12 protein-coding genes and 1 riboswitch are annotated in these 15,387 nt (G+C 31.3%); of the genes, 2 read left to right on the top strand and 10 right to left on the bottom strand.

The window, feature by feature from the left end:
* Positions 1-54 precede the first annotated feature (54 nt).
* Entirely contained in the window at positions 55-2,196 is a 2,142-nt protein-coding gene (locus KQI41_RS15310; RefSeq protein WP_154443053.1) for a molybdopterin-containing oxidoreductase family protein, read from the top strand.
* 85 nt (positions 2,197-2,281) lie between these two features.
* On the opposite strand, the gene KQI41_RS15315 is transcribed toward KQI41_RS15310, so the two are convergent.
* Positions 2,282-2,782, bottom strand: a complete 501-nt coding sequence (locus tag KQI41_RS15315) for a M15 family metallopeptidase (protein ID WP_216585606.1) — start codon at positions 2,780-2,782, stop codon at positions 2,282-2,284.
* A gap of 214 nt (positions 2,783-2,996) precedes the next feature.
* Here KQI41_RS15315 and recQ point away from each other — a divergent pair, with 214 nt between their 5' ends.
* On the top strand, positions 2,997-5,150 hold the full coding sequence (recQ, locus tag KQI41_RS15320; protein ID WP_216585607.1) for a DNA helicase RecQ: 2,154 nt from the start codon (positions 2,997-2,999) through the stop codon (positions 5,148-5,150).
* Between the two features lie 108 nt (positions 5,151-5,258).
* On the opposite strand, the gene KQI41_RS15325 is transcribed toward recQ, so the two are convergent.
* The 9 genes from KQI41_RS15325 to KQI41_RS15365 all read right to left on the bottom strand — a co-directional run bounded on the left by KQI41_RS15325 (position 5,259) and on the right by KQI41_RS15365 (position 15,362).
* On the bottom strand, positions 5,259-6,617 hold the full coding sequence (locus KQI41_RS15325) for a sensor histidine kinase (protein ID WP_154441793.1): 1,359 nt from the start codon (positions 6,615-6,617) through the stop codon (positions 5,259-5,261).
* The gene (locus KQI41_RS15330) at positions 6,608-7,267 is read right to left on the bottom strand and encodes a response regulator transcription factor (protein WP_154441791.1); all 660 of its coding nucleotides are present in this window, start codon (positions 7,265-7,267) and stop codon (positions 6,608-6,610) included. Before KQI41_RS15330 ends, KQI41_RS15325 begins: the two co-directional genes overlap by 10 nt.
* A gap of 9 nt (positions 7,268-7,276) precedes the next feature.
* A complete protein-coding gene (locus tag KQI41_RS15335) occupies positions 7,277-8,029 on the bottom strand; it encodes a lantibiotic immunity ABC transporter MutG family permease subunit (protein ID WP_154441789.1) in 753 nt (250 codons plus the stop codon).
* A complete protein-coding gene (locus tag KQI41_RS15340) occupies positions 8,030-8,749 on the bottom strand; it encodes a lantibiotic immunity ABC transporter MutE/EpiE family permease subunit (RefSeq protein ID WP_154441787.1) in 720 nt (239 codons plus the stop codon).
* On the bottom strand, positions 8,746-9,453 hold the full coding sequence (locus tag KQI41_RS15345) for a lantibiotic protection ABC transporter ATP-binding protein (RefSeq protein ID WP_154441785.1): 708 nt from the start codon (positions 9,451-9,453) through the stop codon (positions 8,746-8,748). Before KQI41_RS15345 ends, KQI41_RS15340 begins: the two co-directional genes overlap by 4 nt.
* A 135-nt stretch (positions 9,454-9,588) precedes the next feature.
* Positions 9,589-10,197, bottom strand: coding sequence for an ECF transporter S component (locus KQI41_RS15350; protein WP_154441783.1), 609 nt, complete (start codon positions 10,195-10,197; stop codon positions 9,589-9,591).
* Between the two features lie 233 nt (positions 10,198-10,430).
* Positions 10,431-10,549: riboswitch (FMN riboswitch) on the bottom strand.
* Between the two features lie 57 nt (positions 10,550-10,606).
* The gene (locus KQI41_RS15355) at positions 10,607-11,725 is read right to left on the bottom strand and encodes an ATP-NAD kinase family protein (RefSeq protein ID WP_216585608.1); all 1,119 of its coding nucleotides are present in this window, start codon (positions 11,723-11,725) and stop codon (positions 10,607-10,609) included.
* A 173-nt stretch (positions 11,726-11,898) separates the two neighbouring features.
* A complete protein-coding gene (locus KQI41_RS15360) occupies positions 11,899-13,056 on the bottom strand; it encodes an amidohydrolase (protein WP_216585609.1) in 1,158 nt (385 codons plus the stop codon).
* Positions 13,057-13,262: 206 nt separating this feature from the next.
* A complete protein-coding gene (locus KQI41_RS15365; RefSeq protein WP_154441777.1) occupies positions 13,263-15,362 on the bottom strand; it encodes a Tex family protein in 2,100 nt (699 codons plus the stop codon).
* Between the last annotated feature and the right edge of the window lie 25 nt (positions 15,363-15,387).

The raw sequence follows: 15,387 nt of genomic DNA on the forward strand, positions 1-15,387 counted from the left end.
TACTTACTTACAGTTTTAAAATTAGATAAAATGTAGAAAGGCGGTACTATTAATATGGAAGTTAAACAATCTGTAATATGTGGAGTATGTCCTGGTTCTTGTGTAGTTGATGTTAATTTAGAAGATGGAAATTTAATTGATATTTTTCCTGCAAAAGATGAACCTTTTGGCGCTCTTTGTTTAAGAGGAAAATTTGCAAAAGAAATTCTTTATTCTCCAGATAGGCTGAAAAAACCTCTTATTCGTGTAGATGAAAAAGGAGAAGGAATTTTTAGAGAAACTAGCTGGGAAGAGGCATTAGATTATGTTGCCCATGGATTCTTGAAGATAAAGGAAAAATATGGACCAGAGGCTCTGATTAACCATTCAGGTCGTGGTGGATTCGAAGCAAGCACTTCAGACTTTCTAGGGATTGTAAACCCGGAAAACCGTGCCGTTCCAGGTTTTTTTCTGCCATTAGGATCACCTAATGTATCAAGTGTTGGTTCAGTATGTTATAATTCCTTTGGAGCATTTGCTCCAATTACAACCTTTGGTGCTTATGGTAATAGCATTTTACCAGATATAGCCAATGCAAATCGAATTGTAGTTTGGGGGGCTAATCCAATTACCAAATCCCCTCAATTCCAATTTCATGCTATTCAAGCCGCTGTAAGCAGAGGTGCTAAGATAACTGCAATTGACCATTTTAAAACTGATATATGTAAACGAGCTGAAGAATATTATCTGGTTCGTTCAGGTACAGATGGGGCATTGGCACTTGCAATCTTAAAAATTATTATAGAAGAAGATCTTTATAATAAAGAATTTGTGGAAAAATGGACTGAAGGATTTGAGGAACTTAAATCCTATGTTGCCTCTAAAACACTTGAAGAATGGGCGGATATTCCTGGATTAGATCCAGAGGCAATACGTCATCTAACTTATCAAATAGCAGAAGAAGAAAAGACTACCTTAGTAATGTATACTGGATTAGAATATTCCAATTCAGGAGTACAAACCATAAGAGCAGTTTATACTATTTGGGCATTATTAGGAAAAATAGATATTCCAGGAGGCATACTATTAAATTCACCAGCAAAGCTAAATAGAGTAAAAGAAATTTACTGTGAAAAACCAGATAAAAAACCTATTGGTGCCAATGAATATCCTTTATTCTGCGAATTAATGCAAAATGCCCATTTTATGAAATTTCCTCAAGCAGTTTTAGAAAATAATCCTTATCCAGTAAAGGGTTTATTAAACTTAGGTTCATCTATTTTAACCAGCTATCCAAATCCAAATAAATTTGCTAAAGCTCTATCTAAATTAGAATTTTTTGTTGTAATAGATAGATACTTTACAGAGGATTGTAAGTATGCAGATGTTGTATTACCTGCAACTACATATTTTGAAGATGAATCCTATGTTGTACATGGATCAACTATTAGAAAAAGAAGTCGTGTAGTAGAACCAATTGGTGAAGCACGCACAGATATTTTCATTATACATGATATAGCAAAGAGGCTTGGATATGGTGAAAATTATCCTAAAGATGAATTTGAGCTTCTTGAAAGAGCCTTGGGAAGCAAAGAGTTGGCGGAGCAATTAAATAGAGATGGTTTCGTTAAATATCCTGTACCTGAAAGGACTTTTAAAAAATATGAAAGTGGTAAATTTCGTAAAGATGGCAAGTTAGGATTTCCTACACCTTCTGGGAAATTTGAAATTAAATCATCATTACTTGAAGAGTTTGGATATCCAGGATTGCCAGAATATATGGAACCAACAGAGAGTCCTGTAAGTCAACCTGAATTGGCAAAAACTTATCCCTTAGTTCTAAATACAGGAGCACGTATCTCTACTACCTTCCGTTCACAATTTTTAAATATATCTGGCTTACTAAAAATTCAACCAGAACCTTTGGTATGGATCAATACAGCTGATGCAGAAAATCGTAATATAGCAGATGGAGATAAGGTATGGGTTAAAACTAAAAGGGATCAGGTGGAATTTATGGCTAAAGTTACTGATGAAATTCCATCAGGTGAAATAGAATTGAATATGGGTGGTGGCTCTGATTATCAAGCTGAAGCTTGGGCAAAGTCCAATACTAATCGTTTAACTGATGATGAAAATTGTGACTATATTTCTGGATTCCCTATTTACAAAGCTTTACTATGTGATGTGGAAAAATTAGACTCTAAGAAGAAATAATATAAACCCCTTAAAGAAATAGATAGTTATCCATTTCTTTAAGGGGTAATTAAAAGCTAATAATAAAATGGGATACACTTGAGAATCACTGTAACCACCATCTATTTAATTCATAATGAGGCATATCTTGATAATTTTTGAAATAATAGCCTGGAGTAAGTCCTACTTCTTTCCCAATTTCTGCACATTTTCTAAAAAACTCCAAATCTCCATAGGGTTCATCAGTATTATCTTCACAAATGTCAAATGCACGTCTTTTGGTATGTTTGCTATTTCTAGTCCATGTAACAATTGAACCAGATGTAGTCCTTCCTTGTTTATATAACATATCTTGTCGAGCCTGAGTTCTATAAGTTTCTGTAATTCGTACAGAAAGTCCATTTTCTCCACACTTTTCTAAAAACTTAATTGCCAGTTCTCTAGTCTTGGGACTTAGTTCATCTAAATCTGATATTATTTCAATGGAAGATTCGTCCATATATTCATATTTCCCTCTATCAAACAGAAATCCATACATACCAGTCCTCGGGAAAATTACAAATAGTAACAACAATAATAATAAAAATAATATTATACTTTTCCTCATATTCTCACCTACACAATTCTACTATTTATCATCAATCCTACATCTTTTAAAATATTCATCTCATCCAATTTTTATACCATTTATTATACCCTCTTTAGAATCTCTAACTGTAATAAAAATTATAGTTTTTTATTTTTTCATAACTCCTTATATCTGCTCTTCTATTCTTGATATTCTCACTTAAAGAGTATAAAATTGTATACGAGGTGATTTTGTGGATATTTATGAATCTCTTAAAACCTATTTTGGATATACAGAATTTAGAGATGGTCAAGAAAAATTAATAAATGGAATATTAAATAAAAAAGATGTCTTAGGTATAATGCCTACTGGTGGTGGAAAATCCCTTTGTTATCAATTACCTGCTGTTTTATTAGATGGCATTACTATAGTGGTTTCACCTTTAATATCTCTTATGAAGGACCAAGTGGATTCCTTAAATGAAATTGGAATAACTGGTACTTTTATCAATAGTACCTTGGACGATAGAGAATATAATTATAGAGTACAAGAGATTAAAGAAGGTAATTATAGAATAGTCTATGTAGCACCTGAACGTTTAAATACCTTATCTTTTCTCAATCTAGTAAATGATATAAATATATCTATGGTTGCCATCGACGAAGCTCATTGTATTAGCCAATGGGGTCACGATTTTAGACCTTCCTATAGAGAAATTCCAAGGTTTATAAGAAACCTTTCCCGTAGACCAGTGGTATCCTGCTATACCGCAACTGCTACTAAAGAGGTAATTGAAGAAATTAAGGAATTAATTGAACTTAAAAATCCTGTAGAATCTATTATTGGATTTGATAGACCAAATTTATTTTATGAGGTAATTAAGGTCAGTGATAAATATACTTATTTAAAAAATTATATAGAAAACAATTATCCTAATGAATCTGGAATTATCTATTGTGCAACAAGAAAGACTGTAGAAAGTTTAACTGAAAAATTATCTAGAGATGGATTTTCGGTGGTAGCATATCACGGTGGAATGAGTAGTGACGCCCGTCAGGAAAATCAAGATAGTTTTATTTTCAATAGAGTTCAAATAATTGTAGCAACTAATGCCTTTGGCATGGGAATAGATAAGCCAGATGTTAGATTTATAATTCATTATAATATGCCACAGAATATGGAGGCATATTACCAAGAGGCAGGACGTGCAGGAAGAGACGGAGAAAGTAGTCGATGTACTCTTTTATATTCTCCACAAGATATAGTAAAGCAAAAACTTTTAATCCAAAATAATCCTATGTCTTTAGAACGAGAAACCTTGCTATATAAAAATCTTCAGTATTTAGTAGATTACTGTCATACTCATGATTGTCTTAGAAACAGTATATTGGAATACTTTGGAGAAAAAGGTAGTCACAATAACTGTGGGAATTGCGGGAACTGTATAGATCAATCTGAAATGATGGATATTACCATAGAATCACAAAAAATATTATCTTGTATATATAGAGTTCAAGAAAGATACGGTTTAACTACAGTAATTCAAGTTCTAAGGGGTTCAAAAAGTAAGAAGCTCCTTGAAATGGAACTTGATAAGGTATCCACATATGGAATTATGAAGGAATATGGAGAAAATACATTAAGAGAAATAATAATGACTTTAGTGTCCATGGGATATATTCATATAACTACAGATAAATACCCTGTTTTAAAGCTAACAGCAAATGCTGGAAAAGTATTAAAAGGAGAAGTTAAAGTCCATCACAAAAAACATTTAGTAGAAACCAAATCTTCTAATGAAAAGAAATCTTTTACAGGAGATGTATTGGAAAACTTTAATGAAGATTTATTTAAGGAGTTAAAGCTTCTACGATATTCCATATCTCAAGAAAATGGACTAGCACCTTTTATGATATTTCATGACTCCACATTAAAGGAAATGGCTTCGATTTTTCCTCAAAACAAAGAATCTATGCTTACTATAAAAGGCGTAGGACTTAAAAAATATGAAAGCTACGGAGAAAGTTTTATGGATTTAATCAAAACTTATTGTAATACCAATGATATAGAATCCATAGAGGCTCCCCCAAAAATTATTAGAGAGGATTTAGCAGATAGATATGAGTTAACTTATGGCTGTTATCTAGAAGGGCTTTCCTTAGAAGAAATATCTCAAAAAAGAAACTTTACTAAAAACACCATAATAGAACATCTTGCAAAATCTCAAGAACAAGGAAAAGCAGTGGATTGGCTCAGATTTATAGATAATCCTAGAAAAGAAGAAAAAATATTATCTGTAATCAATCAGTTGGGATTAGAAAAATTAAAGCCTATTAAGGAAGCTTTGCCTGAAGATATTACTTACGAAGATATAAAAATAATAATAGCAAAAAATGAACTTAAATAAAAATCATATCCTATTAGTATAAACTAATCTACAATTCTGTAAAAATAAATGCTCTTTTCTGGTAAGAATCAAAATAAGATAATATCAGAAAGAGCATTTTATATTAAATTAAAGAAGAATTTTAATTTTAACTATTCCACCACCATTTACATCGTTGGATAATATAAGTTCTCCATTATATTTTTTAATAATAGTATCAGCTATATATAAACCCAGTCCATGATGTCCACTTTTTGTTCTGCTTTCATCACCCATTATTAGTTGTTCTTTTCCATATCTCAACATTTTGGGAGAAAATCCTTTGCCTTGGTCTATTACTTCAATGGTCAGGTAAAAATTATCTATAAAACCATTAACCTTCACAGTAGAGTTCTTTGGAGAAAAGTCTACTGCATTTACTATAATATTCATTATTCCACGTTCTAACTCATTTCTATTTCCTTTTATATATACATCTTCTTCAATATCTATTTCCAAAATAATTTTGATATTTTTTGTTTTTCCTAGGGCATCTCCTTGACTTTTTAAGTGTTTTAACATCTTCACTACATAGATATTTTCATTTTGGATATTATTTTCTGTCTGATTTCTTGCAATAGCCAATAGACGTTGTATATATTCTTCCATCTGCTTACTGCTTTCTTCAATATAATTACAATAGCTTTTCTGCTCCTCTGTTATATCAGTTTCTACAAGTAATCCTATATTACCTCTGACTATTGTAAGAGGAGTTTTTACATCATGAGCTAATGCAGAGATTTGTGCTCGTTTTTGTTGCTCTATTGCCCATTGTTCTTCCAGTGCAACTTTTAAAGAACTTTTCATCTTATGAATTCCTTGAAGAACCATATTGATTTCTCTTAAGTTGCTATTTTCTATATCAAATTCCAAATTCTGCTCTTCTATTTTTTTAGTTGCAGATAAAAGCAACTTTAATTCTTTATTAATCTTTTTAGCAAATCTATTTGATACTAAAAGCAGCACTATGATAAATTCTATAATAAATACTATAATAGTTGTAATTTCTCCATTAGGTAAAACTGATCTTAATTTTTCATTTTTATATTGTAAAGTAAGAGGATATTTTATTAGTAATATACCATCTTCTCGTTTAATGCTAGCTATATATTTCATTATCCCAGAAGACATCTTATTATTATTATAATTATCCCAAATTAGATCTTGGTCCACCTTAGAAAAATTTCCATATAAATAATCTCCATCATTTGAATAAACTCCAAAGCTACACATAGGTGTCAGTAAATCCATTGTGACCTTAGGAGATTCTTTTAATTTATCAAGATTCTTTTGAATAATTTTTTCTGAATAATTAGCTGGATATACTCCAAAGGAAACTATAAAAATTAGATAATAATTAATCATCAATAAAATTATAATAAAAAATCCAAGAGAAAGTATATATTTTATGAAAATTGACCTAAGCTCTTTTTCTTTTTTTAATCCCATTTATACCCTACTCCCCAAACTGTCTTAATTGGTTCTTCATTGAATTCAAGGAATTTAGCCCGAATATTTTTTATATGTTCTACAATTGCACTTAAATTACTATCTTTTTCAAACCCAAAAACTCTTTCAAAGATTTGCTCCTTTGAAAATATTTGACCGTGATTAAGAGCTAAATACTCACTTATTTCATACTCACTTTTAGTAAGTCCTACTTTGTCTTCTAATACAAAACATTCTTTACTAGTCATTAAAAATCTAATATTTCCTATACTCATTGAATTGGTTTTTTCTCTTTGCTCTCTCCTAAGATGGGCATCTACCCTTGCACGTAATTCTTGAACTCCAAAAGGTTTAGTCAAATAATCATCAGCCCCTAATCCTAATCCTTTAATTATATCTGCTTCTTCCACTTTTGCCGTAAGAAATAGAATTGGATAATCAACCTTCTCCCTTATTCTAGAGCATAATTGAAATCCATCAATATTAGGCATCATAATATCTAGGATTATTAAATCATAATAGTTTAAGTTTTCATTAAAAACTTCCTCTGGTTGATTTATTTTTTTAATAAAATGACCGCTTTTACTCAGTATATTATCTACTAAATCCAATATTCCTATGTCATCATCTATTACCAAGATTTTTGCCATACAATCCTCCTATTCTTCACTTTTATTTCCTTCCCACTTTGTAAACCACACTAATACCATTATAAAAGCTAAAATCGTTCCAACAAAAGCAATCTTAATACCTAAGTTCAAAGATGGATCTACATAATTATTAATGTTTCCATATTTTATCATCAAAGAGTTAATAAATCTAATACTCCAAGCACATGGAAAAAATGGCCATCTTCCATCTCCCATTCCAGTTATAAATAAAGCTGATATAAGTGATTCTACAATTCCAACTCCAATAGAAACTCCTTTTGAAAATCTAAAACTTAGAAAAAAATGAAAAATATATTCTAATAGATTACTTCCGATTAATATGAAAATAACAGATAAATATATATTAAAGGAAAAAATATTATTTCCCATATATGAAAAACCTATATAAAACCCAATGACAGATAGTATAGTGCTTAGAAGCCCTAATACTAATACTACTATATATTTACTTATAAATGATAAAAATTTAATCCTTGAACTAACTAATATATTTTGGAAATCTCCTGCCATATGTTCCTGTTCTCCTATTATTGAAGTAATTATTCCTATCAATAATGGAAAGGATATACATAATACCTGTAAATATGCAGATATTTTACTAAGGTCTTTCCATGGAGTATAAGAATAATATCCTAAAAAAATAATCAAACTTAATAGGGGAACACAACAATGAATCCACAGTAATCCTGAAGATTTTAATTTTATTATATCAGTTTTCAATAGTCTTTTTAAATCATTCATTTAATTTACCTCTTTCTTCTTAAACCATATAGTAGTTAATATAGTTATTATAAGGAAAGTAATTATATTAATAGTAGTATCTCTTATTATAGTATCTCCCTTTAATAAAGGACTATTTTCTGGAACTGAAAGTCCATTTGGTAAAATTTTAAGTATGGGACACATCAATGAAGATATTATTCCATAGGGAGAAAACTTTAAAAATGAATTGATTCCAAAGCTTACTACTCCAAAGATAGTCATTCCTATATTGAAGAGAACAGTAACAAACATATTAAACTTTGCCGTCAAGAATAAACTCATTGGAATCTGAAATAAAAATGTAATTATCAATATAATTGTAGCTAATATATTAGCCTTTAATGGTATTACAGGTTTGTCTACAAATCCTATTATTATAATTCCCATCATAAATATTAAGCTGGTGATTATAATTAGTATACTTATATATGCTATTTTTCCTAACCATATATCTTTTTTGTCTATAGGATATAATAAAATCCCTTTATATCCAATTTTTTTCTCTGCTGTAATTACTTGAGATGAAATAATAGCTAACATACCTGGCAGAAACATAGTATACCACCAATTATATGCCCCATTTTGACCTCCCCCCCATGAAAATGAAAACAGAAGTGCAAGTAATGGTGTTATTATAATAAATTTATTTATTGACGTTCTTTTACTTTTTTGAAATTCTGATTTAATTATATCTATCATATATTTTCACCTCTATTTCTCTCTACAACATCTAAAAACAATTTCTCAAGATTATCTTCTTTATTGATTTTTCCATTATATCCAAGGATTCCATTGGATATAATTCCTATTTCATCAGCAACTTGTACTACCTCTGATAAAATATGACTAGATAGAATTACTGTAATCCCCTTAGATGGAAAAGACTTAATTAAATTTCTTAATTCTTCTATTCCTATTGGGTCTAATCCATTAGTAGGTTCATCTAATATAAGTAGCTTAGGGTTGTTGATAATAGCCATTCCAAGACCTAATCTTTGTTTCATTCCCATGGAGAAATGCTTTACTTTCTTTTTATCTGATTTTTTAAGGTCTATAATCTCCAACACTTCTTCTGCTCTTATATAAGGAAGTCCATAGAGAGTACAGGCTATTTTTAAATTTTCCATTGCAGTTAAATTATGATAGATTGCAGGACTTTCTATTAATGCACCTATATCCTTTAAATTCTTTCTAGACCATGGATTGTTTTCAAATAATATTTCTCCAGATGAAGGTTTCATAATTCCTGAAATCATTTTTAAAGTAGTAGATTTTCCTGCCCCATTTGGTCCAAGTAGACCCAATATAGAATTTTTTCTTATGGACAAGGAAACGTTATTTACAGCTATTTGAGTTTTGAATTTTTTAGTTAAATCTTTTATTTCTAGAATATAATCTGACATGCTATTTACCTCCTATTTTTTATATTTAATTTATAATCAAAGTATAATAGATAATTATAAGGAATTTATAAGGAATTAAAAAAAGGTGCTTATAACTTAATGAGTTATAAACACCTTTTTTAACTTTCAATGATTTTATTTATGAAGTATCGGTGATACTCTTTTATATATTAGTAATGTTATTGCTGTTACTATAATTCCTTTTACCAAATTAAATGGTACTACTGAAATTAACATTAAAGTTCTTAAATCTGTAATACTTTTATTTATGGCTGTTCCCATATCTACAAATACTTGTATATTTTGTCCCATTAACTTTGCATATAGTGGAAACATTATAAAATAATTTGCTAAAGTAATAACTATGGTCATAACTATAGTTCCTAAAGTAAGCCCTATTACAGCTCTGCCAAAGGTTTTTTTCTTATAATATACAAATCCAGCTGTATAAGCAAATGCTGAGCCTACTACAAAGTTTGCCATCTCTCCTACTCCGCCAGTTGTACTTCCTTCAATTAAAAGATTCAGCACATTTTTTAAAAATTGAATGATTACTCCTGCCATAGGTCCTATGGCAAAAGAGCCAATAAGGGAAGGTAAATCACTAATATCAAATTTCATAAAGGTTGGTGCTAAAAATGGCAACGGTATTTCAAAAAACATTAAAATAAATGAAATTACTCCTAGTACTGAAATCTTTACCATTGTTTTAGTGTTCCATGATTCTCTACTTAATGTGTACATAAAATCCCTCCAAATTTTTTATTTTCTCGGGATTATACCTACATCAACTCAGCTTAGTTCGCCAAGTTAGGTCATATCACGTAGTCTCACTGCACAAATTCATTTGCTCACTGCCCTTCGCATGAATTTGACGTTCGTTACGTTTGACCTACTAAAGCTCACTATCATTCGCTGTGTTAGGTCATAAAAAACCCCGAAGAAAATCTTCGGGGTACAAAAATAGACAAGGTCTATTACATCTTCTTCCATCCAGACTATAACTGTCGGCCTTGGAATCTAACCAAGTCAACCGATTACTCGGCTCGCGGGCTTTACCGCCGGTGAGGATTTGCACCTCCCCCTGAAGATATATCTTAATTTTATTATATGTCTATATATAAGTTATGTCAATAACTTATTATAGTTATTTCTAAAGCCCTTCTACCTTTTCTATGGTTTCAGAATAATAAGTGTTTATGACTTTCATATATCCATTGAACATACTATTTACCTCGTCATTTCCAGTATCTACTAAAAGAGGTCTTCCCTCTAATGATAAAATCTTATTCTTTGGTGCTACAATAAATATATTCTCTTTTCCAACTTTTTTAATTACTTCTGCACTAATTTGTTGATTTCCTCTACCAAAGATATAGCCTTGACCACCTATGACGGTGACTACTATTTTTGCCTTATGTCCATCTATTATATCTAGAATTTCTTTTTCATTTACATCAGAACCTATTAATTCTTTATTCTTTACTATATCTATACCTAATAATGTATTTGGCAAATCTAGCTTCTCCATTATAGGTCTAGTAGATGTTCCTGAACCTATGATAAAAAATGTATCAGGGTTTTCTTCCATTTCTTCTATAATTCTATCTGCAATTCCATCTAATGCCGCCTCTTCTGTACCTAATCCACCTGATTTAGTAGCCTGCATTAGTTCGGGTTCTAATGGAATATTCATATATCCATATAATTTCGCTGTAACTACTCCACCTCTAAAGGCTTCTTCATCTATATCCATTACTTCTGCTTCTTTTATTTTCATCTCTTCATTTTGAAGATATTTAAGAGCCAATTCTCCACCAGCCTTTGGATGATTTGCATATACTCCAGAGTGAATTTTTACTCCTGCTGGTATTCCTACTACTGGAACTGCAGTACCTATAGCATTATAAATATTTCGAGCCGTTCCATCTCCACCTGCAAAAAGGATTAAATCTACTTCTTTTTCTATCATCTTTTTAGCAGCTTCCTCTGTATTTTCTGGTCCGAAATCTTCTTTGTCTTTCTGTAAAACTATTGGTTGAAATCCTACTTCTATGGCTTCGTCTTCTCCCATTGCTCCAGGATAAGTATATATCTCTAATCTATCTTTAATAGGCAGCAACTCCTTTAAGGCTTTCTTTGCCTTTTCAGGAGATTCAGGTAATGCACCCAGACTTTTAGCTTTTTCTAGAACCTCTGGGCCATCAGTGCCTTTAAGTCCTACTCTACCTCCCATTCCTGCAATGGGATTGACTATAAATCCTAATTTCATACAAACACCTCCACAATAAAGTGAATAGTGAATAACTAATATAAGCAGGGTACCAAAATTGTGGTTTTCAATTTTGTGTACATCGCTTAGTTTGTTTATCTAGTGAATAGCTGAAAATATAAGGTTTCTTTAATCTTTTTAACTATTCACTATTCACTATTAACTGTTAATAACTATCTTCTATAAACTACTTCTCCATTGATTATTGTAACATAAGTTTTACAATCTACATCTTTTAATGGATGCCCATCAAATATAACTATATCTGCATCTTTTCCTACTTCTATACTTCCTATTCTATCTTGTAATCCTACTATTTCTGCTGGGTTTATAGTAATAGCTTTAAATGCTTCTATTTCAGAAAGTCCTGCATTATGAGCTAATCCTGCACATAAAGGCAAATGCTGTAAAGGAATTACTGGTGAATCTGTGGTTATGGCAACCTTAATTCCTGCTTCAGTCAACACTTTTGGAGTATCAAAAGATTTATTTTGCAATTCAAATTTTGATCTATTTCCAAAAGTTGGTCCTACTATGGCTGGTTTTTCTTCCTTAACCAATTCATCAACTATTAAATGACCTTCTGTACAATGATCCAGTGTAATATTTACATCAAACTCTTTGGCTATTCTAAGAGCTGTAAATATATCGTCAGCCCTATGAGCATGTGCTTTTAGGGGAATTTCTTTTTTAAGGACTGGTATCAAAGCTTCCATTTTTATATCATAATCTGGCATTTTTGATGCTTCTTCTGCATTTTCCTTTTTTTCCAAATAAGTCTTTGCTTTAAACAACGTATCTCTTAATATGGCAGCTGTGGCCATTCTAGTCATAGGAGTTTTATTTTGTCCATGATATACTCTTTTTGGATTTTCACCAAAAGCAACCTTCATAGCAATTGGATTCTTTATAATCATATTATCTATTCTACTGCCATAAGTCTTTATAGCTGTAAAAGTACCCCCTATTACATTGGCACTTCCTGGTCCTGTTACAGCAGTAGTAACCCCACCTTCATATGCTTCTCTAAAGGAAATATCCATAGGATTGATTCCATCAATTGCTCTCATATGTGGAGTTACAGGATCTGTCATTTCATTGCCATCGCTACCTTCAAACCCTATACCTTCTTCCCACATACCCAAATGACAATGAGCATCTATAAACCCTGGTGTTACTATTCTGCATTCTGCATCAATTATTTCTGCATCTAACGGAGCAATAATATCCTTTCCCACTTCTATAATTTTACCCTCTTTTATAAGAATTGAACCATTTTCTATTACTTCTCCTGCCATAGTATATATTGTACCATTTTTAATAAATACCATTATAAATTCCTCCTTATATTTAGTGAATAACTAATAATTAATAGTGAATAGTTGTGGAGGTTTCTAGTAAACTAGAAACTGAGCTATTATGTTTCGTTACTCTAAGTAATATTATATATATAATATTTGGATAATTCAATAATTATTTGAGGGCGACCAAAGGTCACCCATACTATTCACTATTCACTCTTAACTATTCACTGCTTTTATACTTCTTTCATACTTAATGCAATTCTTCCTCTTTCCATATCTACCTCGATTATCCTAACCTTAACAACATCTCCTACTTTAACTACTTCCTTAGGATGCTTTATAAATTTATTGGAAAGCTGAGATATGTGTACCAATCCATCTTCCTTCACTCCTATATCTACAAATGCACCAAAATCTACTACATTTCTTATGGTTCCATTTAACTCCATACCTTCCTTTAAATCTTCTATTTTAAGTACATCTTGTCTCAAAATTGGCTTTGGCATTTCGTCTCTTGGGTCTCTTCCTGGTCTTTCCAATTCCTTGATTATATCTTCTAATGTTAATACTCCTACATTTAGTTCTTCTGATATTTTTTCTATTTCTCCCTTAGTATAGTTCATCTTTAGTAGCTTTTCTGCTACTTCATAGGATTCAGGATGGACCCCTGTATTGTCAAGGGGATTATCTCCATCTGGAATACGCAAAAATCCTGCACATTGAATAAAAGTCTTTTCCCCTAACCCCTTTACTTTCAAAAGTTCCTTTCTATTGCTGAATTTACCTTTTTCTTCCCTAGCCTTCACTAAACTATTGGCAACCCGAGTGGATACTCCTGCCACATATTTAAGTAGTGATGGACTTGCAGTATTTAAATCTACTCCTACAGTATTTACACAATCTTCCACAACTCCAGTTAAAGCCTCATCTAATTTACCTTGGTTTAAATCATGCTGATATTGACCTACTCCAATATGTCTTGGTTCTATTTTTACCAACTCTGCCATCGGATCTTGTAATCTTCTTCCAATGGATACTGCCCCCCTAATAGATACATCTAAATCTGGAAACTCTTTTATACCTACTTCCGATGCAGAATAAATAGATGCTCCCGCCTCACTAACTATTATATAAGATACTTCCCTATCTATTTCCCTAAGCATTTCAGCCACAACCATTTCAGTTTCACGAGAAGCAGTACCATTTCCAATAGCAATCAAATCCACATTATATTTATTTATCAGTTCCTTTAACTTAGCCTTTGTTTCTTCTACTTTATTTTGAGGTTCTGTAGGATACACAGTAGTAAAGTCCATCATCTTTCCTGTTTCATCTACTACTGCTACTTTACATCCTGTTCTAAACCCTGGGTCTATAGCCATTACATTTTTTCCTTTAATAGGAGGCTGCATAATCAATGGCTTTAAATTCAATGCAAATACCTTTATGGCTTCCTCCTCTGCTCTTTCAGTTAAATTATTTCTTATTTCTCTTTCTAAGGAAGGAAATAAAAGTCTTTTATATCCATCTTCTACAGCTCTTTGTATATATATGAAGGAGTCTTTATTTTTATCTTTTCTCAACTTTTCAATCAACAATTCAGCTAAATCTACTCCATCCATATCTAGGCTTACCTTTAATTTTTTATCCTTTTCTCCCCTGTTTATGGCTAATATTCTATGGTTCGCCATTGATTTTACAGGCTCTTTGTAATCATAATACATCTCATATACTGTTTTTTCTTCCTTATCTACAGCCTCTGTAGTTAATATACCCTTATTATTTATGATCTTCTTAATAAATTCCCTATTATCAGCATCATCGGATACTATTTCTGCAATAATATCCATAGCTCCAGCTAAAGCCTCATCCTCATTGTTTACCTCTTTTTCTTCATCTATAAAATTAGCAATGGCTCTTTTAAATTCTTCCCCATCTAAAACTTGACTCCAAATAATATCAGAAAGAGGCTCAAGTCCCTTTTCCTTAGCAATAGTTGCTCTAGTCCTTCTCTTTGGTCTAAAAGGTCTATATAAATCATCTATTCTTTGTAGGGTATCTGAAATTAAAATATCATTTTTTAGTTCATCTGTCAGTTTTCCTTGTTCATCAATTAATCTAATAACTTCTTCTTTTCTTGATTCTAGATTTCTTAAATATGTAAGTCTATTGGATAAGTCTCTAATGACCATATCCTGTAACTCTCCAGTTTGTTCCTTTCTATATCTGGCTATGAAAGGTATAGTGTTACCCTCATCTAATAATTCCACTGTGTTTTTTACCTGAAAAGGCTTTAATTTAAATTCATCAGTAAGTACCTTTAAAATATCCATTATATCTTCTCCTTTAATTAATCTA

It is taken from the genome of Tissierella pigra (assembly GCF_018917845.1).
Lineage (GTDB): Bacteria > Bacillota > Clostridia > Tissierellales > Tissierellaceae > Tissierella > Tissierella pigra.

Bases quoted from the DNA above. Each gene is read 5' to 3' on its own strand.
- KQI41_RS15310 (WP_154443053.1), top strand. From the start codon at position 55: ATGGAAGTTAAACAATCTGTAATATGTGGAGTATGTCCTGGTTCTTGT.
- KQI41_RS15315 (WP_216585606.1), bottom strand. From the start codon at position 2,782: ATGAGGAAAAGTATAATATTATTTTTATTATTATTGTTGTTACTATTT.
- KQI41_RS15325 (WP_154441793.1), bottom strand. From the start codon at position 6,617: ATGGGATTAAAAAAAGAAAAAGAGCTTAGGTCAATTTTCATAAAATAT.
- KQI41_RS15330 (WP_154441791.1), bottom strand. From the start codon at position 7,267: ATGGCAAAAATCTTGGTAATAGATGATGACATAGGAATATTGGATTTA.
- KQI41_RS15335 (WP_154441789.1), bottom strand. From the start codon at position 8,029: ATGAATGATTTAAAAAGACTATTGAAAACTGATATAATAAAATTAAAA.
- KQI41_RS15340 (WP_154441787.1), bottom strand. From the start codon at position 8,749: ATGATAGATATAATTAAATCAGAATTTCAAAAAAGTAAAAGAACGTCA.
- KQI41_RS15345 (WP_154441785.1), bottom strand. From the start codon at position 9,453: ATGTCAGATTATATTCTAGAAATAAAAGATTTAACTAAAAAATTCAAA.
- KQI41_RS15350 (WP_154441783.1), bottom strand. From the start codon at position 10,197: ATGTACACATTAAGTAGAGAATCATGGAACACTAAAACAATGGTAAAG.
- KQI41_RS15355 (WP_216585608.1), bottom strand. From the start codon at position 11,725: ATGAAATTAGGATTTATAGTCAATCCCATTGCAGGAATGGGAGGTAGA.
- KQI41_RS15360 (WP_216585609.1), bottom strand. From the start codon at position 13,056: ATGGTATTTATTAAAAATGGTACAATATATACTATGGCAGGAGAAGTA.
- KQI41_RS15365 (WP_154441777.1), bottom strand. From the start codon at position 15,362: ATGGATATTTTAAAGGTACTTACTGATGAATTTAAATTAAAGCCTTTT.